Source organism: Amycolatopsis sp. FDAARGOS 1241 (genome assembly GCF_016889705.1).
Lineage (GTDB): Bacteria > Actinomycetota > Actinomycetes > Mycobacteriales > Pseudonocardiaceae > Amycolatopsis.
This window is the reverse complement of the sequence record NZ_CP069526.1, coordinates 2,016,183-2,039,534: the sequence shown is the minus strand read 5'-3', so window position 1 is coordinate 2,039,534 and position 23,352 is coordinate 2,016,183. Positions and strand designations below refer to the sequence as shown.

26 protein-coding genes, 1 tRNA gene and 1 pseudogene are annotated in these 23,352 nt (G+C 71.1%); 19 read left to right on the top strand and 9 right to left on the bottom strand.

Annotated elements, in window-relative coordinates:
- Positions 1–80: 80 nt before the first annotated feature.
- The 7 genes and pseudogenes from I6J71_RS10110 (at position 81) to I6J71_RS10085 (ending at position 8,002) form a co-directional block, all read left to right on the top strand.
- Positions 81–1,145 carry a LacI family DNA-binding transcriptional regulator gene (locus I6J71_RS10110; protein ID WP_204094484.1) on the top strand — a complete coding sequence of 355 codons (1,065 nt, stop codon included), beginning with the start codon at positions 81–83 and terminating at the stop codon, positions 1,143–1,145.
- A gap of 223 nt (positions 1,146–1,368) precedes the next feature.
- Entirely contained in the window at positions 1,369–1,821 is a 453-nt protein-coding gene (locus I6J71_RS10105) for a peptidase inhibitor family I36 protein (protein ID WP_204094483.1), read from the top strand.
- Positions 1,822–3,329: 1,508 nt separating this feature from the next.
- Positions 3,330–3,406: transfer RNA gene (locus I6J71_RS10100), tRNA-Arg, on the top strand.
- A gap of 659 nt (positions 3,407–4,065) precedes the next feature.
- On the top strand, positions 4,066–4,515 hold the full coding sequence (locus I6J71_RS10095) for a hypothetical protein (protein ID WP_204094482.1): 450 nt from the start codon (positions 4,066–4,068) through the stop codon (positions 4,513–4,515).
- 549 nt (positions 4,516–5,064) lie between these two features.
- A pseudogene (locus I6J71_RS50485) lies at positions 5,065–5,364 on the top strand (helix-turn-helix domain-containing protein); the annotation flags it as partial.
- Positions 5,322–6,401, top strand: a complete 1,080-nt coding sequence (locus tag I6J71_RS10090) for an IS3 family transposase (protein WP_239155307.1) — start codon at positions 5,322–5,324, stop codon at positions 6,399–6,401. The pseudogene I6J71_RS50485 and the gene I6J71_RS10090, both read left to right, overlap by 43 nt.
- Before the next feature lie 1,352 nt (positions 6,402–7,753).
- The gene (locus tag I6J71_RS10085) at positions 7,754–8,002 is read left to right on the top strand and encodes a hypothetical protein (protein WP_204094480.1); all 249 of its coding nucleotides are present in this window, start codon (positions 7,754–7,756) and stop codon (positions 8,000–8,002) included.
- A 1-nt stretch (position 8,003) separates the two neighbouring features.
- Here I6J71_RS10085 and I6J71_RS10080 read toward each other — a convergent pair whose 3' ends face one another.
- The 3 genes from I6J71_RS10080 to I6J71_RS47895 all read right to left on the bottom strand — a co-directional run bounded on the left by I6J71_RS10080 (position 8,004) and on the right by I6J71_RS47895 (position 9,731).
- Positions 8,004–8,609 carry an MBL fold metallo-hydrolase gene (locus I6J71_RS10080; RefSeq protein ID WP_204094479.1) on the bottom strand — a complete coding sequence of 202 codons (606 nt, stop codon included), beginning with the start codon at positions 8,607–8,609 and terminating at the stop codon, positions 8,004–8,006.
- 103 nt (positions 8,610–8,712) lie between these two features.
- Positions 8,713–9,153: a TetR/AcrR family transcriptional regulator gene (locus tag I6J71_RS10075; protein WP_239154600.1), complete on the bottom strand. Its 441-nt coding sequence runs from the start codon at positions 9,151–9,153 to the stop codon at positions 8,713–8,715.
- Positions 9,150–9,731, bottom strand: a complete 582-nt coding sequence (locus I6J71_RS47895) for a hypothetical protein (RefSeq protein ID WP_239154598.1) — start codon at positions 9,729–9,731, stop codon at positions 9,150–9,152. The genes I6J71_RS10075 and I6J71_RS47895 overlap by 4 nt, the downstream gene beginning before the upstream one ends.
- A 32-nt stretch (positions 9,732–9,763) precedes the next feature.
- Here I6J71_RS47895 and I6J71_RS47890 point away from each other — a divergent pair, with 32 nt between their 5' ends.
- From I6J71_RS47890 to I6J71_RS10055, 4 genes are read left to right on the top strand one after another with little or no spacing between them, the layout of a single operon-like run.
- Positions 9,764–10,585, top strand: coding sequence for an exo-alpha-sialidase (locus I6J71_RS47890; protein ID WP_239154596.1), 822 nt, complete (start codon positions 9,764–9,766; stop codon positions 10,583–10,585).
- A 48-nt stretch (positions 10,586–10,633) separates the two neighbouring features.
- Entirely contained in the window at positions 10,634–11,371 is a 738-nt protein-coding gene (locus I6J71_RS10065) for a thioesterase II family protein (RefSeq protein ID WP_204094477.1), read from the top strand.
- A gap of 15 nt (positions 11,372–11,386) precedes the next feature.
- Positions 11,387–11,848, top strand: coding sequence for a nitroreductase family deazaflavin-dependent oxidoreductase (locus I6J71_RS10060; protein ID WP_370542202.1), 462 nt, complete (start codon positions 11,387–11,389; stop codon positions 11,846–11,848).
- A gap of 34 nt (positions 11,849–11,882) precedes the next feature.
- Positions 11,883–12,212, top strand: coding sequence for a YciI family protein (locus tag I6J71_RS10055; protein WP_204094475.1), 330 nt, complete (start codon positions 11,883–11,885; stop codon positions 12,210–12,212).
- A 3-nt stretch (positions 12,213–12,215) separates the two neighbouring features.
- On the opposite strand, the gene I6J71_RS10050 is transcribed toward I6J71_RS10055, so the two are convergent.
- Genes I6J71_RS10050 through I6J71_RS10035 form a run of 4 tightly spaced genes read right to left on the bottom strand, consistent with a single transcriptional unit; the run spans position 12,216 to position 15,190 of the window.
- Positions 12,216–13,130: a sigma-70 family RNA polymerase sigma factor gene (locus I6J71_RS10050; RefSeq protein ID WP_204094474.1), complete on the bottom strand. Its 915-nt coding sequence runs from the start codon at positions 13,128–13,130 to the stop codon at positions 12,216–12,218.
- Position 13,131: 1 nt separating this feature from the next.
- Positions 13,132–13,518, bottom strand: coding sequence for an SgcJ/EcaC family oxidoreductase (locus I6J71_RS10045; protein WP_204094473.1), 387 nt, complete (start codon positions 13,516–13,518; stop codon positions 13,132–13,134).
- Positions 13,519–13,577: 59 nt separating this feature from the next.
- Positions 13,578–14,807, bottom strand: a complete 1,230-nt coding sequence (locus I6J71_RS10040; protein ID WP_204094472.1) for an RNA polymerase sigma factor — start codon at positions 14,805–14,807, stop codon at positions 13,578–13,580.
- On the bottom strand, positions 14,807–15,190 hold the full coding sequence (locus I6J71_RS10035) for a YciI family protein (protein WP_204094471.1): 384 nt from the start codon (positions 15,188–15,190) through the stop codon (positions 14,807–14,809). The genes I6J71_RS10040 and I6J71_RS10035 overlap by 1 nt, the downstream gene beginning before the upstream one ends.
- A gap of 155 nt (positions 15,191–15,345) precedes the next feature.
- Between I6J71_RS10035 and I6J71_RS10030 the strand changes: the two genes are divergently transcribed.
- The 3 genes from I6J71_RS10030 to I6J71_RS47880 are packed head-to-tail and all read left to right on the top strand — an operon-like array spanning position 15,346 to position 17,503.
- Positions 15,346–15,822, top strand: coding sequence for an MFS transporter (locus tag I6J71_RS10030; RefSeq protein ID WP_239155305.1), 477 nt, complete (start codon positions 15,346–15,348; stop codon positions 15,820–15,822).
- The gene (locus I6J71_RS47885) at positions 15,708–17,384 is read left to right on the top strand and encodes an MFS transporter (RefSeq protein ID WP_239155303.1); all 1,677 of its coding nucleotides are present in this window, start codon (positions 15,708–15,710) and stop codon (positions 17,382–17,384) included. Before I6J71_RS10030 ends, I6J71_RS47885 begins: the two co-directional genes overlap by 115 nt.
- On the top strand, positions 17,366–17,503 hold the full coding sequence (locus I6J71_RS47880; RefSeq protein ID WP_239154594.1) for a hypothetical protein: 138 nt from the start codon (positions 17,366–17,368) through the stop codon (positions 17,501–17,503). The genes I6J71_RS47885 and I6J71_RS47880 overlap by 19 nt, the downstream gene beginning before the upstream one ends.
- Positions 17,504–17,551: 48 nt before the next feature.
- Here the strand turns inward: I6J71_RS47880 and I6J71_RS10020 are convergent, their stop codons facing one another.
- The gene (locus I6J71_RS10020) at positions 17,552–18,919 is read right to left on the bottom strand and encodes an FAD-dependent monooxygenase (RefSeq protein WP_204094469.1); all 1,368 of its coding nucleotides are present in this window, start codon (positions 18,917–18,919) and stop codon (positions 17,552–17,554) included.
- Between the two features lie 101 nt (positions 18,920–19,020).
- Here I6J71_RS10020 and I6J71_RS10015 point away from each other — a divergent pair, with 101 nt between their 5' ends.
- Entirely contained in the window at positions 19,021–19,581 is a 561-nt protein-coding gene (locus tag I6J71_RS10015; protein ID WP_204094468.1) for a TetR/AcrR family transcriptional regulator, read from the top strand.
- Between the two features lie 6 nt (positions 19,582–19,587).
- On the opposite strand, the gene I6J71_RS10010 is transcribed toward I6J71_RS10015, so the two are convergent.
- Positions 19,588–20,208, bottom strand: coding sequence for an L-threonylcarbamoyladenylate synthase (locus I6J71_RS10010; protein ID WP_204094467.1), 621 nt, complete (start codon positions 20,206–20,208; stop codon positions 19,588–19,590).
- Positions 20,209–20,280: 72 nt separating this feature from the next.
- On the opposite strand from I6J71_RS10010, the gene I6J71_RS10005 reads away from it, so the two are divergent.
- From I6J71_RS10005 to I6J71_RS09990, 4 genes are all read left to right on the top strand, one after another.
- Positions 20,281–21,000 (top strand): MgtC/SapB family protein, encoded by a 720-nt coding sequence (locus tag I6J71_RS10005; RefSeq protein ID WP_204094466.1) that lies wholly within the window; start codon positions 20,281–20,283, stop codon positions 20,998–21,000.
- A gap of 121 nt (positions 21,001–21,121) precedes the next feature.
- Entirely contained in the window at positions 21,122–22,177 is a 1,056-nt protein-coding gene (locus tag I6J71_RS10000; RefSeq protein ID WP_204094465.1) for a M protein, read from the top strand.
- A 64-nt stretch (positions 22,178–22,241) separates the two neighbouring features.
- A complete protein-coding gene (locus tag I6J71_RS09995; RefSeq protein WP_370542107.1) occupies positions 22,242–22,958 on the top strand; it encodes a CPBP family intramembrane glutamic endopeptidase in 717 nt (238 codons plus the stop codon).
- Between the two features lie 77 nt (positions 22,959–23,035).
- The gene (locus I6J71_RS09990) at positions 23,036–23,317 is read left to right on the top strand and encodes a metal-sensitive transcriptional regulator (protein WP_204094464.1); all 282 of its coding nucleotides are present in this window, start codon (positions 23,036–23,038) and stop codon (positions 23,315–23,317) included.
- The last annotated feature ends 35 nt before the right edge of the window (positions 23,318–23,352 follow it).

Genomic DNA, 23,352 nt, shown 5'->3' with positions numbered 1-23,352 from the left:
TCGCCGCCTCTCTGCCGGGAGCCCTTGGCCCAGAATGACTTAAGCGCTTCAGCATGTCCAGGTCACGCTATGCTCCGCCGATGACGAGCACCCGGCGCCGGCGTCCGACGCTGGACGACGTCGCCGAGGCGGTCGGGGTGTCCCGCGCGACGGTCTCGAACGCCTACAACCGGCCCGACCAGCTGTCCACGCAGCTGCGCGAACAGGTCCTGCGCGCGGCCAAGGAGCTGGGCTACCCCGGGCCCAACCCGACCGCGCGCAGCCTCGCGACGAGCCGCACCGGGGCGATCGCGTTCCTCCTCGACGCGTCACTGTCGGCCGCGTTCTCGGACCCGGCGTTGTCCATCACGCTCGACGCGCTCGCGAAGGCCGTCGAGCCGGGCGGCCACGCGCTGCTGCTGCTGCCCGGCGCGGAGGCGCACGGCGGGCCGCCCGCCGAACGCGTGCTGGCGGCGCAGGCGGACATCGCCGTCGCGTACTCGCTGGCCGACGGCACGCCCGCGCTGCAGACGGTGCACGACCGCGGGCTGCCGCTCGTGGTCATCGACCAGCCCCTGCTGCCCGACACCGCCCGCGTCGGCTGCGACGACCGCGGCGGCGCGGCGCTGGCCGCGCGGCACCTGCTGGAGCTCGGCCACCGCCGGTTCGCGATCCTCTCGGCGCCGCGGCTGTCCGACGGCCCGTCCGGACTGGAGTCCGCGCGGGCCAGCTCATTCCACGGGACGCGCGAGCGCTTGGCGGGTTACCTGTCGGCGCTGTCGGAGGCGGGGATCTCGGACGTCGCGGTGTCGGAGGCTCCGTGGCTGTCCGCCGACACGGCGCGGGCGAGCGCGGTGGAGCTGCTGCACCGTTCCCCTCGTCCGACGGCGCTCCTGTGCATGTCCGACCAGCTCGCGCTGGCCGCCGTCGCCGCCGCTCGACAGCTCGGCCTGCACGTGCCGTCGGACGTGTCCGTGGTGGGCTTTGACGACACCCCGCAGGCCGCGTGGGCGGAACCGCCGCTCACCACCGTCCGCCAGGACCTGGCGGGCAAGGGCCGCACCGCAGGCGAACTGGCCCTCCACCTCCTCGACGGCGGCGCCCCGCCTCCGCCGGTTGTCCTGCCCGTGTCACTCATCCGCCGAAACAGCACAGCGCCCGTTTAGCAATACCGTTCACCGATTTGTGGACAACTCCGCCCCATTCGAGCGACGCAGAACTACTTGTCCACAGACGTAGGAATGCGGGCAGACAAACTCCCTCCCACCCGCCATCGTGGAAACCACACATTCCACGGCGCCCACTTCCGGCCGCCACGAGGGGGGAGTTCCCACCATGTTCCGACGCCTGCTTCCGAAGCTGCCCGTCTTGCCCGGCTACCCCGGCCGCATGGCCACGCCTTCCCGACTGCCCGGCTTGCCGCGGCGCCTGCCGCGCGTCCTCCTGCTGACCACCGCGGGGCTGCTGGCGGCCCCGGGGATGGCTTCAGCGGCGCCCGCTGCTCCACACCTGGCCCCGGCGGCACCACCTGCCAGTGCCCACCCGGCATCTCCCGCCGGCGCCGACCCGGCCTGCGCCGTGGGCGAACTGTGCCTGTGGAACGCGGAAACCTACTCGGGCCAAACCCAGCACTACGACCTCCGCACCGCCAACCCCGAAGACTGCATTCCCCTACCCGAGGGATTCGAAGCGCATTCTTTCGCCAACCGCCTCACTCGCGACGTCACCATCTACCAGAGCGAAGAATGCACCACCGAGGGGGACTTCACCACCTATCCGGGTGGTGGCACCTACGTTCCGCAATCCCCATTCGTCGTCCGCGCCATCAAGATCTGGAACTGACCGGCCGCGCGGACCGACCCGCCCCGTCCAGCCGCCCCGGCGCCGGCTCGTTTCGTCCTGCGGTTCGTGAGGGTTGACCCGCAGGACAGCGACCAGCCGGCGCACGACACCTGGACCGACTGCTCGCCCCCACGGCGCGCCGGCCGCGCCCGCGGGTCGCGCGGCCGGTGATCCCCGACCCGCCCGAACCGGCGAGCAACCGCGGGTCGCAGCGGCGAGCGGACCGACCGTGGGGACCGCCGGACAGCGAATCGGCCGAACAGGCAGCGGTCCTCGTGCAGGCGAACCTGTCAATCGCCCGTACGCGGTCCGCGCCGAGCAATCAGCCGACAGACGGCTGACTGTGCTGGCCACAGCTGCGGTCGGTGTCTGGTCGGCCAGGAGCGCGGGCTCAGCTTCAGTCCACCGAGCGCTCTGCGCCCGTGTGCTGACCACGCCCATGATCGGCCGCGGTCGAGGCCTCGGCACACGCGCCACCCGGCCGGTGGTGCCGGCAATCCCGAGGTCGGCGTGTCGTCGGCCACGGGCGTGGACTCGACACGTAGGCGACCGAGCGCCAATCGGCTGGGGGGGGGTGCTGACCACACCCGCAGTGGCACGTAGCCGGCCACGAGTGTGCTCAGCACACGGGCCGTCGAGCACCACTCGGCTCGTGTGCCGACCGCCCCCCACGCTCGGTGCGTGGTCGGCGACGAACGGCGCCGGCTCGCGGTTGGGTGGCCGGGTGTCGTGCGCTGTCGCTCGCCGCTGCGAGCGTGGGGGCGGAAGCGGGCGCGGCCGGTCCACGCCGCCGACCAGCGCGGTTCAGGTCGCCGGGCGAGCCACCAACCGAACTTTTGACCTGCCCGACTCAACCCACCACCCGCCCACCCATCCGACTTCGAACCTGCCCACAGACCGGTCGTGCGCTCGGCGACCCGCGGCCCCCACCGCGTCGCGCCGTCGAGGGTGGGGCCGAAGGGGCCGTCCCCCGAGCGGCCCCGGCCCGTGGGCGCGTCAGCTTCCCCGAGTCCTGGCGCGCCCGCGGGTTTCTCCTCCCCGTCCCCGTCCGCGGTGGCCGGCGGCGGCGCCATCCCGCCGCCGGTCACCTGCGACCCGTCCGTGCCGCGCGGGCACGGGCGATGCATTCATCACCGTTGGCGCGAGTCGCGCCGTTCACAGCTCCAGGAGTCAGCGATGCAGACCGAATTCCGGCCACGGACCTGCCCAAACCCAGCCGTCGCAAGCTCTGCCGGCCGAAGGTGGCGATCCCACCCGTTCGGGGTGGGTTTCGTGGGCGGCCAACGCCTGGGCGCGCTCCGCGGCTCCCCGGTGAGGCGCTGGTGAGCGGTGGTGCCGTGCCCGTCGGGCCGACGGGTCAAGATCACCCTCGCGAGGGCGTGGCGCGGGTGAGGCGCCCGGCGAAATCGGGAGACGAGACCTGAAACGATTCGACGGTGTCGAACGATCGAGAGGTTGGCGACGACTAAGCTGCCGGTGCTGGAGATCGGCAACCGTCGTCGACCCGGGCCCTCGTAGCTCAGCTGGATAGAGCAAGAGCCTTCTAATCTCTAGGTCGCAGGTTCGAGTCCTGCCGGGGGCACCACCAGGGGATATGCCGCGCGCGGTCCGCGCGCGGCTCACGACCCGCGCGAGACGGCGCGCTCCTGTCGCGATGCGCGGCGCAGCAAGCCCGTGCGCCCACTGTGGACGGCGCCGCGAACCCGGAAACCGCCGACGCGACCGGACGACGGATTCCGCAGCGGCCGAATGGCTCAACAGATCCGGGCCGAGTTCCACTTGAGACACGCTTGTTATCTAGTGCCGCCACCGCGAATTGCGTGACCGGGCGGTCGCTCGCAGCCACACCGGGAAGGACTTCCGTGGACCAGAACGAACCGCGACACCGGCGGCGCGCGGGCAACCAGGCGGCGCGTTCGGTGTTCGAGGAGGCGCGGCGAGCGGGACTCGTCCGGCGGCACCTGCTCAAGCTCCGCTACCTCGCCGACCACCCGCAGGACCGTGAGAACCCCCGGGGGACAGCCGAGCCGCTTCGTCCAGACGCCACACAGCGACGGCGCCGCAGGAAGGAAAACGCCGTTCAGCTTCCGTTCGACTTCGCACAGCCCGAGCCTCAGGCCGCGAAACCCGACAGCGACGGGACAACAACCGGACAGTCCACATTGGATGCAGCCTGAGTCGGCGCCGGAAGGTTCGCCTCCGTAGGCGAACCGTATCGTCGAGTGACGACAGCGAGGAGGGATCGTGGACGTCGATCAGCTGCGGAAAGCGCCCGTCAAGCCCTATGAGGACGGCGTTCCGGTGCTCAGGGTCGTCGACGTCCTCGGCCGGAAGTCCGGCGAGCCCCGGCCGGCGGCGCTGAACGTGACGGAACTCGACGGCTTGCACTACGTCTGTGCCCCCGCATCCGACCGCGACTGGGTGCGCAACCTCCTGGCTGCCGGCTACTGCCGCGTCGAACGCGACGGCCCGGACGCCCGCGACACGGTCCGCCGCGTCAGCGCCGCCACCCCCGACGAGGCGGCCCGCGTACTCGCCGCGCAACGCCGGACGACCGAATCGCCCTTCGCCGTCGCCAACAGCGCGGATGCGCAACCCAACGACGAGCCCGATCAGGCCTGCGAAGAACCCGACGGGCCAGGCCAGGCTCGCACCAGGCGTGCGATCGTCCTCCGGCTCGATGCGTTGAACTAACCGGTCGGTCCGCGCAGCCGGCACGGTCAAATTCTCGACGTCAATCAATCCTCACAAGTGCGGAGAGTAATCGCCTCAACACCGGACGCGGAGTCGGCTGGCGGTGGTGAGCCACTCGCCCTCGCCAGCGCGAGCCACGAGGGCACCTCCGGGTTCCGCACCGGACCGCCACTGTCGATGCGCCGCTTGTGCTCGGCAGCGCGAGCCACATCGGCACCTCCGAGTTCCACACCGGACCGCCACTGTCGATGCGCCGCTTGTGCTCGGCAGCGCGAGCCACATCGGCATCTCCGGGTTCCGCACCGGACGGCCACTGTCGAAGCGTCGCCAGCGCACGACAACGGCACCTCCGGATTCCACGACTGGACCGTCGCTCCCAATGCGCCGCTCGCCCTCGCCAGCGCACACCACGACGGCGACTCCGGTTTCCGTTGCCGGACCGCTGCCAATGCTCCGCGCGTGCTCGCAAAGTACGAGCGACGGCACATGGAGTGGTCCCTAGAAGTTGGACACCGTAAGTAAGCGTCCATCTTGTGAGGGGGGAGGCCGATGTACTCGGGGAGCACGTTGAGCCATGCCGACGCCGTCTCGGCTGTCGAACTGTTCGAGCAGGGCTTTACCGCGAAGTCCGTGTCCCTGTCCCTTGACCTCGCCCCGAATCCTGTTCAAATGTTGTACCAGCGATGGCAGCTGAGAGGACGGGACGCGCTGGTGACGAGGGAACGCAGGCAGTACGACTTCGGGACCAAGCTCGAGATCGTGCTCCGTCATGTTGCGGGCGAGTCGGGACGGGCTCTGGCCGCGGAATACGGGCTCCCCTCGCCCAGTACCGTCGCCAACTGGACGAGTATCTATCGACGCGAGGGCGAAGACGGGCTGCGGCCCAAGAGGCGCGGCCGGCCTCCGGCCGATCGCGGGAATCCTCCACCGGAGACCGAGATCGACACGCTGCGCAAGGAGAACGAACGGTTGCGCGCCGAGGTCGCGTACCTGGGAAAATTGCGGGCCTTGAGGTCACAGGAACGACGCTGAAGGTTCACGCCGTCGAAGATCTCAAGGCGCAGTACCCGTTGTCGCTCTTGCTGCAGATCGCCCGTCTTCCCCGGTCAACGTTCTACGACCACCGGAACAGACTCGCCCGCGCGGATCGGCATGCTGAGCTGAAAGACGCCATCCGTCAGGCCTTTGACGACGCACGACGCGTGTACGGGCACCGGCGCATCCTGGCGATCCTGCTGCGTCGCGGGTGGCGGGTGTCGAAGAAGACCGTGCTGAAACTGATGCGCACGCTTGGCTTGCGGTGCCCTGTGCGCCGCCGGCGGAGGTACAACTCCTTCCGGGGCGAGGTTGGCCAAGCAGCCGACAACGTGTTGAACCGCCAGTTCACCGCAGCGGTCAAGCACGCCAAGTGGGTTACCGACGTGACCGAGTTCGCGATCGGGGCCTCCAAGGTGTATGTCTCGCCGGTCCTCGACCTCTACGACAACCGAGTCATCTCTGCCGTGGCCGGGCCATCGCCGAGCGTGAAGATGGTCGCCGATGGCCTGCGCACCGCGATCGACAACCTGCAGCCAGGTGAGAAACCGCTGGTTCACTCCGATCAAGGATTCCAGTACCGCCACGCCCTCTGGCAGGACGTGCTCCGCGAGGCCGGCCTCACCCAGTCCATGTCTCGAAAAGGCACGTGCCTCGACAACGCCGTCATGGAAGGGTTCTTCAGCCACCTCAAAGAGGAATGGTTCCGAATCCAGCAGCCCGCGACCGTTGACGAGTTCCACGCCGGGCTGACCGACTACCTGCAGTGGTGGAACACGACCCGCATCCAACAACGGCTCGGCTACCTCAGCCCCGACGAGTACCTCGCCCAAACATCCGCCACCGCATAAGGTTTAATTCCAAGGTCCAGCTTTCGGGGACCACTCCAGGCAGCAGCGGCTGTGGTTTCCGGGGACTGGCCGGTGGCTGCCAGCGCGGCGTGTGTGCTCACGGGCGGGCCACCAAGACTGCTCCGACTGCCAAGACTGGACGGCCGCTACCGGCGCACCGTTTGTGCTCGCGAATACGAGTCACGACGTCGGCTCCCGTTTCCGTGGATGGATGGCTGCTGTCAGTGCACCGCATGTGCTCGCCAGTGCGAGCCACCAAACGGCTCAGTTTCCGTGGCTGCCAGCCGAACCGCCCGCTGCGACGGCTGACGAGCCCGCCGCCGGGTACCTGTTCTTCTTGAAGACGCCGACCGGCGTACCCACACGGGTGGGAATTCGTGTAGCACATCTTCACACGCTCAGGACCGCAACCAGCGCGCCACACGCGACGCCATCAACACCTGGAGGAAGTATCGGGGAAGCCTCAACCACACTCCATTGTAGACCGGCGATCGCGCGCCGCCCGCCACGAGCAGCGCGCAATTGTGCAGTAGAAGGCTGCGCAACCCGCGCCGTCTCGATCAGCTGTTTGCGCACGGCAGCCTGGGCTCGGCAGACAGCGGATCCCCCGCCGTCGCGCGGGAGAGGGACAAGCCGCCCGCCAGAGTGGCGAAAGTGTTCGGGACGCGTGGCGGAGTCGGTGGAGATGAGCAGGTCAAACAAAAGTACGAACACCGTCTGCATAGGACTTATCCGGCCGACTGTCCGAGTGGCTCCCGCACGGCTCACCGCCGAGAGCGGTGGCGAGGGCAGGTTGCGCCGGGCTTATCGCTGGAGTCAGCCGAGAGACAGGAGTTCGCGAAGGCACACCCCGCTCGGGCGTCGGCAGCGCGGCCAGGGCGCGCAGCCGGGCAGACAGTTGAGGAAGCCTTCGCAGCCGCCTCGCCGGCGAGGGCTTCCTTCGAGGCAAACTGCCGGAAGAACGAAGCGAACTGCCCGTAGAAGCCACCTTGGGGGACTCCGGCCGCGGCCATGGGCTCGGCCACGCTGACGCCGCGTTCGCGCAACGCCCGCGGCGGCCGCGACTGCTCCGCTGCGGGGCCGGTCGGCGGCTGACGCCGCGTTCGCGCAACGCGCGCGGCGGCGGTGACGGCTTCGCTGCCCTACCGGCCGGCTTCGGTGAGCGAAACGGGTCCCACGCGTGCTCCGCCAAGCGAAGCCCGAGAGCGCGGTTGACGACCATGACCCATCACCACCGAGGGGCGTGTCGCCAGGACGGACCGGGTCGCTACACGTGGGGGTGATCAAGCGGTGGAAATCGGGAATTACCCGAACGCGGAAACCCCGCGTTCGACCGGAGAGGACCGGCGACGATGAAACCCCGAATCGTTTCCCCGGCCGCGGCCGGCGCACTCGTGTGCGGCGGGCTGCTCGCCACTGCTCTCCCCGCCGCGGCCGATCAGGTGCCGGGCGAGCCCGACCGCTTCTACGCCTACTGCTCGATCGACGTGTTCGGATTCCCGTGGTCGTGCACGGAAACCGACGCCGGTCACGCGTCGCACGAATGTTCTTACATGCCCTGCGGCGTGGATCTCTCGCTCGCGTGCGAAGCAATCGGCTGATTCAGGACAGCGATTCCTCGCGTTCGGTCGCGATGTCGGTGTCGTACCCGTGGCCCGGGTGCACCACCGTTTCGCCGGGCAGCACGAGCAATTTCCGGCGCACCGAATCGAGCAGCGCCGACCGGCTCGACAATACGTCGCCGGTCATGCCGAGGCCGCCGGACAGCAGGGTGTCGCCGCTGAAGAGCACGCCCTCGTCGGGTAGGTGCAGACACACCGAACCGGCGGTGTGGCCGGGCGTGTGCAGCACGACCACCGGTGAACCGGCGACCGTGAGCACCTGCCCGTCGGCCAGCTCGGCGTCCGGGAGGCGACCCGGGTTCACCCGCTCCCACAGCTTCGCGTCGGCCGGGTGCAGCAGCACCGGCGCGCCCGTCGCGTCGGCGAGCGACAACGCGGCGTCGGCGTGGTCGTTGTGGGCGTGGGTGCAGAGGATGCCCACGACGTCGCGGCCGTCGATCGCGGCGGTGATGGCGCTGGCGTCGAAACCGGCGTCGACGACGAGGACCTCCTCCTCGTCGCCGAGGAGCCAGATGTTCGTGTCGACCGCGAACGACACCCCGTCGAAGCGGTAGTTCCCGGCGGTCACCGTGAGGTCCACGTCCACGCCCGGCACGATCGCACGCCCGGGCCCGGCCGGTTGTCTCAAAAATCGACAGCCCGGCAGTACCGACAGCCCGGCACTATCGACAGCCCGGCACTATCGACACTCAGCGCGGCCGCAGACCGTCGACGAGCGTCGTGATGGTCTTGTCGACGAGCTGCGCGTGCGCCCGCGCGCCGCTCATGCCGCTGGTGACCAGCGACGCGAGGCCCTGCAGCGTCGCGAAGATCGCGAACGGCACCCCCTCGCCGGCCTCCTGAGCCCGGGCGATCATCGCCGACGTCGCGGCGAACGGCCGGTCCGCCACCGACTGAAGGGCGTCATCGCGGCTCTTCGCCGCGAACATCAGGTCCAGCAGCGCCGGGCGCCGCGTCGCGAAGCCGACCCACGCCCGCGCGAAGGCCAGCAACTGCTCCCGGAACGGCCCGCCCTCGGCCACCCGAGCGGCCAGCAGCTCACGCCCCAGCTGCTCGGACCCCCGCTCGGCGAGCGCGTCGAGGAGCGCTCGCTTGTCCGCGAAGTGCTGCCGTGGCGCGCCGTGGCTCACGCCGGCGTCGCGGGCCAGCTGCCGCAGGGACGCTCGTCGGGCCCCGACTCCTCCAGCACCCGGTCCGCGTTCTCGAGCAGCACGCCACGCAGGTTGCCGTGGTGGTAGCTGGTGTGGGCCTCCATCATGCGGAACCCACGCCAGCGCACCTTGACGAACGAGAAACCGCTCCCTAGGTTGTCCGGACATGGGACGTCGGACATCCCATGTCTTAAGTCTTCCCACCCGATCCCCAACTCACCGACGAGGAGGCGGAGCGTGTCCCCGATCCGCAGGTTCGGCACGACTCTTCTCACGGCGGCCGCACTCGGGCTGCCCTTCACCCCCGCGGCCACGGCCGTTCCCGCGCACCACGGCTGCACGTCGTCGGTGCCGTTCACGTCCGGCACCGAGGGGTACGACACCTTCCGGATCCCCGCGGTGGTGCGCGCCGCCGACGCGTCGCTGGTCGCGTTCGCCGAAGGCCGGCGCGACTCGGCCGGCGACTCCGGCGCCATCCAGACCGTCGCCAAGACCTCCCGCGACGACGGCTGCACCTGGGGCCTGCTCAGCGTCGTGGACGCCAACGGCGACAACACCGACGCCGGTCCTCGCACGCGACGACGAGCTCGTGCTGCTCACCGTCCACAACGGACCGGTCAGCGAAGCGCAGATCATGTCCGGCACCGCTTCGCAACAGGACACGCGCCGCGTGTTCGTCTCGCGCAGCCGCGACAACGGCCGAACGTGGACGCAAGCCCGCGACACCACCGACGAGACGAAGCTGCCGAACTGGCGCTGGTACGCGACCGGCCCGGGCCACGCCACGCTGCTGAAGCACGGTCCGCACGCGGGCCGGATCGTCGTGCCCGCCAACCACTCCAGCGCCCCACCGGCCGGCTCGGCCGACGTCGGCACAGAGGCGAAGTACTACGGCGGCCACGACCTCTACAGCGACGACAACGGCCGCACCTGGCACATCGGGTTCACCGACGACCGCACCGACGGCGTGATCGCCGCCAACGAGACGTCGATGACCGAGCTGCCCGACGGGCGGCTGTACTTCTCCAGCCGCAACCAGGGTTACGCCGCCGAGCACCGCGTCGACGGCTACAGCTTCGACGGTGGCAAGACGCTCGCAAAGCCGTACCAGGTGCAGCCGGGAATCTCCGGCACGAAGGTCGAAGGCAGCGTGCTGCAGACGGCCGACCACCGGCTGCTCGTCTACTCCGGCCCCGCCGACCCGGCGACCCGCGCACGCATGCAGCTGCGGATCAGCACCGACGGTGGCAGCACTTGGCAGCCGGGGCTCACGCTCACGCCGAACCCGGCGGGCTACTCCGACCTCGTGCAAGCCGGCCCGAAGACGCTCGGCGTGCTGTACGAGACGGGCACGGCCGGGCCGTACGAGTCGATCGTGTTCCAGCGGGTCGCGCTTACCGACGTGCGCTGACCCGCACCTCGATCCTGCCGCGCCTGGGGGTGCGGCAGGATCGAGGCCATGCGCGACGACCGGTGGATCCGGCGCTACCACCCCGCCGACGACGCCCGGGCGCGGCTGGTCTGCCTGCCGCACGCGGGTGGGGCGGCATCGTTCTTCCACCCGTTCTCGAAGGAACTTTGCGGGGACGCCGACGTGCTCGCCGTCCAGTACCCCGGCCGGCAGGACCGCTTCGCCGAACCGCCGTTCACGCGGATCCCCGAGCTCGCCGACGCGATCACACAGGCGCTGCTGCCGTGGCTCGACGTGCCGGTGGTGCTCTTCGGCCACAGCATGGGCGCGACGGTCGCCTTCGAAGTCGGCCTGCGGCTGGAAGCGCGGGGTTCGCGGCCGCACGCCGTGGTCGTCTCCGCGCGCCGCGCGCCGTCGGTCCGCCGTGCGGAAGCCGTGCACCGGCTCGATGACGACGGCCTGCTCGCCGAGGTCACGAAACTCGGCGGCATCGACCCGCTGGTACTCGCCGACGAAGAGCTGCGCGCCCTGGTCGTGCCAGCCCTGCGGGCGGACTACACCGCCGTCGAGACCTACACCGCCACCACCGGGATGCTCACCGCGCCGATCCACGCCCACGCCGGCACCAATGACCCGCGCGCCACCCCTGACGACGTACGCGCGTGGGCGGCCCACACCACTGGCGGCTTCGCGTTCACAACGCACCCCGGCGGCCACTTCTACCTCACCGAGCGGCCCGAGCCGATCGTGGCGGCACTGCGGAGCACGCTCGCCGCGGCGCCGTAGGCTGCGCCGATGGGACTGCGAGGGCTGATCACCGGGTTCGGCAAGAGCACCGCGTTCGCCGCGATCGGCCGGGCGCTGGTGCCGGCCGACCGCGTGCTGCTGCGGGTCACCGGCGGGCGCGTGGGGATCGGCGCGGCAGTCGGGCTGCGGACGCTGCTGCTCACCACCGTCGGCCGCACCAGCGGCGAGCCGCGGCAGGTGCCGCTGTTGTACGTCGAGCGCGGCGGCGGGTTCGTCGTGATCGGCTCCAACTGGGGTGGCGAGAAGCACCCGGCGTGGTCCGCGAACCTGCTGGCCCACCCCGACGCCACCGTCGAGCGCGGCGGTCGCACCACCGCGGTGCGCGGGCGGCTGCTCAAAGGCGCCGAGCGCCAGGCGATGTGGGATGCCGTCGCCGCGTACTGGCCGGCCTACGACCGGTACGCCGTCCGCGCCGCCCACCGTGAAATCCGCGTGTTCCTGCTCGAGCCGCAGTAGCTTTGGGCCGTTCGGCGGAGCGAAGGAGAGGCGGATGCCGCACTACGCGATCCTGATCTACGAGCGTGAGACGCCCGGTGGTGTCGCCGACCTGCCGCCCGAGGTACTCGAGGCACACGCGCGGGTGGAAAGCCGGATCGCCGATACGGGTGGCGCGCTGATCGCCGGTTACGCCACGGAGCCGTCGGCGAAAACGCGTTCGCTGCGCGGCTCCGCGGTCACGGAGGGACCGTTCGCGGTCAGCCCGGAGGCGATGGCGGGCTTTTTCATCGTCGAAGCGCGCGACCTCGACCACGCCGTTCAGATCGGCACCTTCGTCCCCGTCCTCGACGGCGGTGTCGAGGTCCGGCCCCTGCTCGGCTGACCGTCACCCGAGGACCTGAGCCAGCCCGAACGCCTCGAACACCGCCGGGTCCTGGAAGACGGCGTTGTGGGCAACCAGCCCACCGTGGACGCTGAAGACCTGCAGCGTGTGCAGCCGGTAGTCGGCGCCGTCCCAGCAGTAGGCAGCGAAGGCTGGCTGGGCGTTCGCGGTGGTGCGCACCAGTTGCCACCGCGAGCCGCGCATGGCGAAGACGCGGGCCAGGAACCGGCCGTAGTCGGCGCGGCCGCGGAACCACAGCGGGACGGGCGGCATCTCCATCACGACGTCGTCGGTCAGCAAAGCCACGAGGGCGTCGACGTCCGCGGCCTCGAACGCCCGGACGTAGTGGTCGATCACCTCTTCACCGGACTCCGACAGCTCGTCGGCCGAGATCCCCGCGACGCCGGCTCGCGCGCGTTGCAGCGCGCTGTTCACCGAAGCCGTTGTCGTGTCGAGCAGGTCGGCGACCTCCGCGGCGCTGAAGTCCAGGACGTCGCGCAGCACCAGCACGGCCCGCTGGCGCGCCGGGAGCGCCTGCATCGCGGCCACGAAGGCGAGCCGGATACCCGAGCGGGCCGAGGCGACCGCAGCCGGGTCGTCGGGGAACGGCTGCAGCCACGGCACGTCGAACGCCGGGACGAGCGGGATCATCGGGTCGTCGCCCGGGCCGCCGAGGCCGGTCGGCAGCGGCCGGCGAGCGCGGCCTTCGAGCGCGGTGAGGCACGTGTTCGTCGCGATGCGGTAGAGCCACGTGCGCACGGACGCCCGTGCGCTGTCATAGCGGTCCCACGCCCGCCACGCGCGCAGCATCGTTTCCTGCACGAGGTCCTCGGCCTCGTGCACCGAGCCGAGCAGGCGGTAGCAGTGCACCACCAGCTCGGCCCGGTGCGGAGCGGTGCTCGTCGCGAAGTCGGGCACGTCAGTGGGCCGGTGCGTTGCTGTAAGCGGCCACGGACCAGGCTCCGTCGCCGCGGGTCAGGACCCAGGTGGCGACGCGCTCGCGCTCGGCCGGCAGCGCTTCCTCGCCGGCGAACAGGATCCCGGCGCGGCTCACGACGATCGCGGTGTCGCCTTGGACCCGCACGTCCTGGGGCTCGTCGAGGCCGCGGGACCCCTTGAGCGGGCCCTCGAACGCGGCCGCCAGGTAGTCGCGCACGGTGGCGCGGCCCTGGTGGAACACGCCGGGCATGACGACGGTCGCGTCCGGCGTGTAGAGCGCGGCGAAGGCGTCGGCGTCGTGGTCGGCCCAGGCGGCGTAGAGGCGGTGGAGCAGGTCCTGGATCTCGGCGGGCGTGGTGGTGGTCATGGTGGTGATCCCTTCCGCGTCGGAGTGTCGCAGGGATGTACCGGCGCCGGTGGCGGAACTCATCGCCGCGCGCGGAGAAATTTTTCCGCCCGCGAGTGCAGGTAGCGGCGCTCGGGCAGGCTCGACGTCCGTTTGGCCGCGCGCAGGTAGTGCTCGTGGGCCGCGGCGGGGTCACCGGACAGCTCGTACAGGTGGGCGCGCACCGCGTCGAGGCGGTGTCCCTGTTTGATCCGGTTGTCGTTCTCGATGGTGGTGAGCAGCGCGAGCCCGGCGGCCGGGCCGTCGACCATCGCGACGGCGATCGCGCGGTTCAGCGTCACCACCGGGCTGGGTGCGAGTTCCTCCAGCACGCCGTAGAGCTCGAGGATCTGCGGCCAGTCGGTGTCTTCTGTGCTCGCCGCGCGGTCGTGCAGCGCGGCGATCGCGGCCTGCACCTGGTAGGGCCCGACCGGGCCCCGTCCGAGCGTCCGGCTCACCAGCTCCACACCCTCGACGATCAGCGACACCGTCCACAAGCGACGGTCCTGGTCGGCCAGCGGCAGCAGTGCGCCCTCGCGCGTGCGGGCGGGGCGGCGCGCGTCGGTGAGCAGCATGAGAGCGAGCAGGCCCGCGACCTCACCATCGTCGGGCAGCAGGCCGCGCACTGCCCGGGTCAGGCGGATCGCCTCGGCCGTCAGCTCCACGCGGTGCAGCTGCTCCCCCGACGACGCCGTGTAGCCCTCGTTGAAGATCAGGTACAGCACGTGCAGCACGACGTGCAGCCGCGCCTGCCAGTCCTCCGCCGACGGTTCGGCGAACGTCGACCCCGCGGCCACGATGCTCTCCTTCGCGCGCGTGATGCGGCGGGTCATCGTGGCTTCGGGCACGAGGAACGCACTCGCGATCTCCGCCGTCGTCAGGCCGCCGACCGCGCGCAGCGTCAGGGCGACCTGCGAGCTCGGCGTCACCGCCGGGTGGCAGCAGAGGAACAGCAGCGTCAGCGTGTCGTCGTGCTCCGGCGGCCGGTCTTCACCCGGGCCGGGCGCCGGCTGCGTGACTTCCTGGCCGGCCACCGCCTCCTCACGCCGCCGGCGCGCGCTCTCGCTGCGCCACAGGTCGGTGAGCCGGCGGGTCGCTACGGCCAGCAGCCACGCCCGCGGGTTGTCCGGCAGCGGCCCGTCGGCCCACTGCTCGACGGCGGCGAGCAACGCCTCCTGCACCGCGTCCTCGCACGCCTCGAACTGCCCGTACCGGCGCACGAGCACTCCGAGCACCTGCGGCACGAGCGGCCGGAGCAGTTCGGGGTCCATCAGCCGAGCTCGGTCTCGCTCTCCGCGTCGGCGAAGAAGGCGATCGGGCGGACTTCGATGCCGAGCCCTTCGATCCCGGCGTCGGGGATCATCGCGGCGACTTCGAGCGCGCGCTCGCGGCTCTCACACTCCACCAGGTAGAAGCCCGCGAGGAACTCCTTCGACTCGATGAACGGCCCGTCCGTGACAGCCGGGACGCCCCCGCGCACGCGCACCACCGCGCTCTCCGCGGGCGTACCGAGCGCCTGGGTGTTGACCAGCTCGCCGGACGCGCGGATCTTCGTGATGAAGTCGGCGTGGCCGGTCATCACCGAGTCCTTGGTCTCCTCCGACAGGCCCTCCCAGACCTCGGGGTTCATGTGCATGATCAGCAGGAACTTCATGTCGCCCTCCCCAGGTAACCGGATTCCGCCTCAACCTAGCGGACGCGCGTGTGTCCGGAAGCTCACCGCGGCTGCGACCCCTCGCGAAACCACCCGAGGAAGGAACCCGGAGCTGCCTGCCACCCCATCGCGCCTGGCTCGGCCCGGTCGTGCTCATGCCGTCCACGCTGCTCGTCGCGCTCGACATCGGCGTGGTTCTCCTGGCCCTGCCCGCGATCGCCGTCGACCTGGGCGCGAGGGGCGTGCAGCAGTTGTGGCTCACGGACAGCTACGGCTTCCTCATCGCCGGGTTCCTCATCACCATGGGCACTCTCGGCGACCGCATCGGCCGCCGGAAGCTGCTGCTCATCGGCGCCGCGGCGTTCGGGGTGCTGTCGGTCGTCGCCGCGTTCGCGCCGGACGCCGGGACGTTGATCGTCACGCGCGCCCTGCTCGGCGTCGCCGGTGCGACGCTGATGCCTTCGACGCTCGCAATGATCAGCAGCCTGTTCCCGACGCGAAGCAGCGCGGCACGGCGATCTCGCTGTGGGCGCAGTGCCAGTCCAGCGGAGCCGCGCTCGGGCCCGCGCTCCACGGGGTGCTGCTCGCGCACTTCTGGTGGGGTTCGGTGTTCCTGCTCGGCGCGCCGGTGATGCTCCTGCTGCTCGTGTTCGACCGGGGCGCGCTGCCCGAGCACCGCGGCACGGGCGACGCGAAGCTCGACCCGGTGAGCGTCGCGCTGTCGCCGGCCGCTGTGCTGCCCGCGGTGCGGGGGATCAAAAAGCTGGCCACGGGCGGCGGGACCACGGCGGCACTGGCGGTCCTGGCCGGCCGCGGATTCGACGTCGCGTTCGTCCGCCGCCGGCGGCGGCTCGCCACACCGTTGCTGGACCTCTCGCTGTTCCGCCGTTCGCAGGTCGGGATGATCCTCGCGACGATGCTGCTCACGGGCCTGTTCATGGCGGGCACGGGCATGCTCGTGGGCCAGTGGTTCCAGCTTGTGCTGGGGTTGTCGGCGCTCGCGGCCGCGATCTGGTACGCGCCGATGGGCCTGGCGATCGCGCTCGGCTGTGTGCTGACTCCGGCGCTCACCCGCCGGGTCAGTCCGCGGTTCGCGATCACCGCGGGTCTGGCGCTGGGCGTTGGCGGGTTCGCGCTCGTCGCGGTGGCGGGCCGCGCCGCGGGCCTGCTGCCGGCGTCGGCGGGGCTGGCGATCGTGGCCTTCGGCGACGGACCGCTCGTCGCGCTGGGCACCGGGATGGTCGTGGGTTCGGCGGCGCCGGCGCGGGCGGGTTCGGCGGCGTCGACGTCGGAAACCTGCCTGGAGCTGGGCGCGACGCTCGGCCGCGAGGCACTGGGCATCCCGCGCAGCGGGTACGGCCGCTTGGCCGACAACCTCGACATCGTGTTCCGCGCCGACCTCACCGAGCTCGTCCGGGACAAGCGGTTCAACCTGTGCCGGATCGAGAGCCCGGCGGCGTCGGGCGCCTTCGTGTCGGTCAACGGCACCGACCGGTGGCTGTTCTCGACGGCCGACTTCCCCGGCTCGGCCACTTTCGGCGACGAGAGCTGGCGCGACCTGCTGCGCGCGGTCGTCGGCGTGCCCGGCCTCGACGTCGAGGTGCTGAGCCTGATGCCGTGGGAGTCCGGGATGTACGTGGCCGACCGCTACGCACAGGGCCGCGTGTTCCTGGCGGGCGATGCCGCGCATGGGATGCCGCCGCTGGCCGCGGCCGGTGCGAACACCGCGATCGGCGACGTCCACAACCTCACGTGGAAGCTCGCGGCCGTGCTCTGCGGGTCGGCGGCGCCGGAACTGCTCGGCAGTTACCACGCCGAACGCCACCCCGTCGGCTACGCGACGGCCGAGTTCTCGAGCCGGGTCAGCGGCCACCTCGGCACGATGATCGCGACCGTGACCAGCGGAAACACTCCGCCCGTCGATCCGCTCGTCGGCCTGTTCGGGGTGCAGTACGCCGAGGGCGCCTTCGTCGCCGACGGCCGCGGCCCGGCGCCGGAGGATCACTACGCCCCAGGTGGCCGGCCGGGCACGCGAGTGCCGCACACCTGGGTCTCTCCGGGGGTGTCCACTGTGGACGTCACCGGGTTCGTGCTGCTCACCTCGCCGGGCGAGACTCGTTGGACCGCGGACGCCCGGCGGCTGGGGCTGCGCACGGTCACCGTCGAGAACCCGGCGTGGTTGGCCTCGAGCTAGAAGCCGGGGGCGCGCTGCTCCTGCGGCCCGACGCGATCGTGGCGTGGCACTCGGCGTCGGCCGTCGACCTGGCCGACGCATACGCGCAGGTCCTCGGCCAGCCGGCGGTCGGCGCGTGACCGTGGCGGGGTGGGCGTTCACCGGGGGTACGCCCACCCCGTCGGCCGTCAGCGGGCGAAGTACCCAGCCGGATCGCCGACCCACCCGACGTGCGCGTCCGGGCGCACCAGTACCTCACCGGAACCACGGGCGAACACCACGTGGTCCGGCAGCGTCGCCGGCCGGCGGGGTCCGATGTAGACGAAACGGCCGCCGCGCAGCAGCTCGTACAGCCGGCCACCGGGCAGGGGCCGGTCGGCAGCACGCGCACCGACGAGCCGGTCGGCGCCGGCCGGCGGCGCGTAGCGGAGGCCGACGCCCGAGATCATCCCGGACGCCCGCCGTCCGAGCGGGGGCACCGACACGGCCGCGCCGAGCACCCGGTTGCGGGCCTCACGCAGCAGCAACGGCTTGATCATCGCCAGGCGGATGATCGCCCCGCTGCTGCGCAGGACGAGGCGGCCGATCGGGTGGCGCTCGGTCTCGTACGTGTCGAGCAGGCTCTCGGGCAGCCGGCCGGCGAGGACCTCGGCCAGCTTCCAGCTCAGGTTGGCCGCGTCCTGCAGGCCCGTGTTCATGCCCTGACCGCCTGCCGGCGAGTGGACGTGCGCGGCGTCGCCGGCGAGGAACACGCGCCCGACGCGGTAGTGCGGCGCCTGCCGCTCGTCGCTGTGGAAGCGGGACATCCAGCGGGCCTCGCGCATCCCGAGGTCGGTGCCGAGCGACCGGCGGGTGATGTCGCGTACCTCTTCGAGTTCCAGCGGCGCGTCGTCGGGGACCTGGTGACGGCGGTCCCACGCGAACACGCGGTAGAAGCCGTCGCCGAAGGGCGCGACGAAGGCGAACCCGTCTCCCACACCGTTGACGACGAGGAGGTCTTCGGGCGGTTCGGCGAGGCGGACATCGGCGAGCATGATCGACTTCAGCACGGACCGGCCGGGGAACGACAGGCCGACCTGGTCGCGGACGACGCTGCGCACACCGTCGGCGCCGACGAGGTAGCGCGAGTGGTAGCGCTGTCCGTCGGCGGTGGTGACGTCGACGCCGCTGTCGTCCTGGGTGAGCGCCCGCACGTCGGCGCCCCAGCCGAACTTCGCGCCGAGCCGTTCGGCCCGCGCGCGCAGCACGTCCTCGGTGTGGGTCTGGGGCGTGACCAGCAGGTAGCCGTAGCGCGAGGGCAGCTTCGCGAGGTCGAGCGCCACCCGGTCGAACAACCGCAGTTCGCGCAGCGGCATGCCGGTGGCGATCAGTTCGTCGGCGACGCCGCGCACGTCGAGGTGCTCCAGCGTGCGAGCGTGCACGCCGAACGCCCTGGTCAGGTTCGATCCCGTCGTCCGCCGTTCGAGCACCGTCACGGCGACGCCGGCTTCGGCGAGGTCCCCCGCCAGCAGCAGCCCGACCGGTCCGGCTCCGACGACCAGCACATCCGCTGCCATCTCGACCCCTAGGTCAACGCTTGTTTGCCAACACCTGTTGGCGTCCAACAGAGCGCCTCCACCCTGGCGATGTCAACACTTGTTGGCCTACAGTTGTTGGCATGACTCCGGACCGCCCTCGCCGCTCGTCGGCGACCCGCGCCGCGATCCTCGACGCCGCCCGTGAGCGCTTCGCCGCGGACGGCTACGAGCGCGCGACGATCCGCGCCATCGCCGCCGACGCCGCCATCGACCCGTCGATGGTCATGCGCTACTACGGCTCCAAAGAGAAGCTGTTCGCGGCCGCGGCCGACTTCGACCTGCGGCTGCCCGACTTCGCCGAGCTGCGGCGCGAGCACGCCGGCGAGCTGCTGGTCCGCCACGTGCTCAACCGCTGGTCCGACGACGAGACCCTGTTCGCGTTGCTGCGCGCGGGCGTCACCAACCCGGCCGCCGCCGAGCGGATGCGCACGATCTTCGCCGCGCAGCTCGGCCCGCAGGTGGCGAAGGTGTGCCCGGACCCGGCGGAGGCCCCGCTGCGGGCAGGGCTGATCTCGACGCAAGTGCTCGGACTGGCGCTGTGCCGGTTCGTGCTGAAGCTGCCGCCGGTCGCCGACCTGACCGGGGACGAAGCCGTGCGCTGGCTCGGCCCGACGCTGCAGCGCTACCTCACCGGCAGCTGACGCGGCTCACTCGAACCGCGAAGCGTCTCCGGCGCCGTAGCGGACGACCTCGGCTTCGCCGGAGGAGAAGTCGACCACGGTGGTCGGCTCGACGCCGCAGTCGCCCGAGTCCAGGACGGCGTCGAGCTGGTGGTCGAGCTCCTCCTTGATCTCCCAGCCCTGCGTGAGGGGCTCGCCGGAGTCGGGCAGCAGGAGCGTGCTCGACAGCAGCGGCTCCCCCAGCTCCGCGAGCAACGCCTGCGTGACCACGTGATCCGGGATGCGCACGCCGACGGTCTTCTTCTTCGGGTGCATCAGCCGCCGCGGCACTTCCTTCGTCGCGGGAAGGATGAACGTGTACGGGCCGGGCGTGGTGGCCTTGATCGCGCGGAACACCGCGTTGTCCACGATCACGAACTGCCCGAGCTGGGCGAAATCCTGGCAGACCAGCGTGAAGTGGTGCCGGTGGTCGAGCTTGCGGATCGCCCGGATGCGCTCCACGCCCGTCTGGTTGCCGAGCTGGCAGCCGAGTGCGAAGCACGAGTCGGTGGGGTACGCGATGAGCCCGTCTTCACGGAGCAGGTCCACGACCTGTCCCAGCGAGCGCCGCTGCGGGTTCTGCGGGTGCACGTCGAAGTACCGGGCCATGCGGGGAGCTTAAGGGTGATCCACCGCGGGGGCCGGGCGGCGCGCGCAGCCCCTAGCGGGCACAGTGACGGGGTGAACGCTCTGTGGTCCACCGACCGGCAGTGGTTGCTGCTGCTGCCCGTCGCGCTCGCGCTGGTCCTGAGCACGGTGATCGGCCTGGAGCGCGAGGTCGGCAACAAACAGGCCGGCCTGCGGACGCACACACTGGTGGGCGTAGGGTCCGCGGTGTTCATGCTCGTGTCGAAGTACGGGTTTTCCGATCTGCTCGGCCTCGACCACGTGGCGCTCGATCCGTCGCGGATCGCGGCCCAGATCGTGTCCGGCATCGGATTCGTGGGCGGCGGGCTGATCTTCGTGCGCCGCGACGCCGTACGCGGGCTGACGACGGCAGCAACGGTGTGGCTCGCCGCGGCGGTCGGCGTCGCGTGCGGCGCGGGGCTGCCCGTGCTCGCGGTCGCGACCACGGCCGGGCTGATCGTGATCACGCGCGGCTTCCCGCGGCTTTCCGGCTTCGTGGCGCGGCATCGGCGCGAACCACCCGTGCTGCGGCTGAGCTACTCCGATGGGCACGGCGTGTTGCGGAACGTCCTCGAAAGTTGCACCGACCGCGGGTGGGTCGTCCACCGGGTGGCGGTCGACCGGGAGACGGTTTCCGAGGAAGGGCAACGGATCGCGGTCGTCACACTGCGGTTGCAGGGCCGTGGGGAGCTCACCGATTTGACGGCGGATCTCGCGGAACTGCCCGGTGTTCGCAGCACTGCGACCGGCACCGAAGATCCACTCGAAGATTGATCGCGGGCCCCGCCCCCACTTCCGGCCCGACTTCGGGCACACTGGATGGCACACGGAAACCTCGGTGGCGTAACGAAAACGTCGCGCTCGAGGAGAAACCATCCAAATCGGAGGTGAGGCTATGGCCCCCGGAGGCGGCGAGGACCTGACGTCCGTCGAGCCCCGCTTCGAACCGGCCTGGCGCGGCTTTCACCGAGGCCAGGTCAAGGAATTCGTGGTCTGGGCCCAGGACGAGCTCCGGCGGATGGCGGCCCAACGCGACGCGGCGATGCGGCGCGTGGCCCACCTGGCCGAACAGAACCGCGACCTGTCCGCGACGATCGATCGCATCAGCCGAACCCCCATCCGGCCCGACGCACTGCAGGAACGATCACGCCGCATGATCGAGCTGACTCGCGAGGAAGCTTCGGAAATCATCGCGCAGGCGAAGGAAAAAGCCGAGCAAACGCGCCTCGACGCCGAGGCCGAAGCGGTGCGCCTCACCGAGAAGGAACGCGCGCTCGTCGCCGCGACCGAGGAAGATCGCCGCCGCCGGCGCGCGGAGTACGAAGAGTTCATGCGCCGGGCCGCCGCCGAACGCGCGCAGGCCGACGGGGTCGCCGCACAGCGCCGTCGCCTGCTGGAAGAGGATCTCACGCGGGCGTTGAACAAACGCCGCACCGACACGATCGCCGAACTGGACGAGCGCCGCGTCACGACCATGGCCGCGCTCGACGAGCTGACCTCGGCTGCCGAGGCCGAGGCCGAGGCCCTGGTCCGCAACGCCATCGCGAACGCTGAAACACTGGTGCGCACCGCCAGGGCCGACGCTGAAAAGCTGCTCCGGACCGCGGAGGACAAAGCGGACACACTGGTCCGCACCTCGACTGCGGAAGCCGAAAACCGCGTCCGCGACGCCAAAGCGCATGCTGCCGCCCTCGTCCGCGATGCGACCGCCGAAGCCGAGACCCGCGTGCGCCGTGCCACGGACTACGCGACCCGCGTCGTCACGGATGCCGACGACCGCGTCGCCGAGCTGACCGCCGAGCACCACCGCCTGAAAACCGCGTTGTCCGGCTGCCGGGAGATCCTCGCCCGCGCGTCGGCCGCCCTCGACCCCACTGACGAAGACGCCGACACGCCCGTGCCGGTCCAACGCCGCAAACCAACCCTCACCGAAGCACCGGCACCGGGCTGACCACGCTGGCGTTTGCTGACCTGCGCTGACCGCGTGCGGTGATCAGCGCCTCTACGCTGGACCGGTGACCACCACCGAGCCGCGGACGTCGACCCGGCTGCTGCTCGTCGTGGTGTGCGTGGCGGTGCTGGCGACCGCGACGACGCTCGCGAACCGCGTGCTGCCCGGGTGGGCGTATCCGGTGTGCGGAGCGGTGACGGTTGCGGTGCTGCTCACGCTGGCGTTCGGCGCCGGCTACACGTCGGCCGACCTCGGCGTCAGCCGGGCGACGCTGGGGCGCGCGGCGCGCACCGGCCTGCTCGGGGCCGCGTTCTTCCTGCTGCTCTTCGGCATCGCCGCCGCGGTGCCCACGTTGCGGACCGTCTACCACGACGGGCGCGTCGGCACACCCGACCTGCCGCAGCTCGCCTGGCTCACACTGGGACGGATCACATTCGGCACGGTGGTCGTCGAGGAGATCGCGTTCCGGAGCGTGCTGCCGGCGTTGCTCGGCGCACGCGACGACCGCTGGCGGTGGGGTCCGATCCTCGGTGCGTCGGCGTTCTTCGGGTTGTGGCACTTCCTGCCGGCACCGGCGGTTGGGCGCAACGCGGCCGTGCACGCCGCGCTGGGCGGGATCCCGGCGCCGGTGCTGCAGGTGCTCGCGATGGTCGCGGCCACCGCGGCCGGGGTGTTCCTCCACGCGTGGCGCCACTTCGGCCGCGGTGTCCTGGCGTCGGTGCTCGTGCACTTCACCACGAACGTCGGCGGGCTGGTCGTCGCGGTCGCCGTGCAGAGCTGAAATACACATACCCCGTATCGGATACGTGGGGTGGGTATACTGAACTCGTACGGGTGTTGACGAAGGGGAACGGTGCGATGACGGGCTACGGCAGCGAGCGGGATGCCTATCTGAAGCGTCTGCGCCGCATCGAGGGACAGATCCGCGGCCTGCAGCGCATGGTCGAGGAGGACAAGTACTGCATCGACATCCTCACGCAGGTTTCGGCGGCGACGAAGGCGCTGCAGTCGTTTTCGCTGGAGCTGCTCGACGAGCACCTGGCCACCTGCGTCGTGCAGGCAGCCGCGAACGGCGGCGAAGAGGCCGACCTGAAGGTCCGCGAAGCTTCCGACGCGATCGCGCGGTTGGTCCGTTCGTGAAGCGGTGAAAAACGAGGGCGCCCCGCAACCGGGGC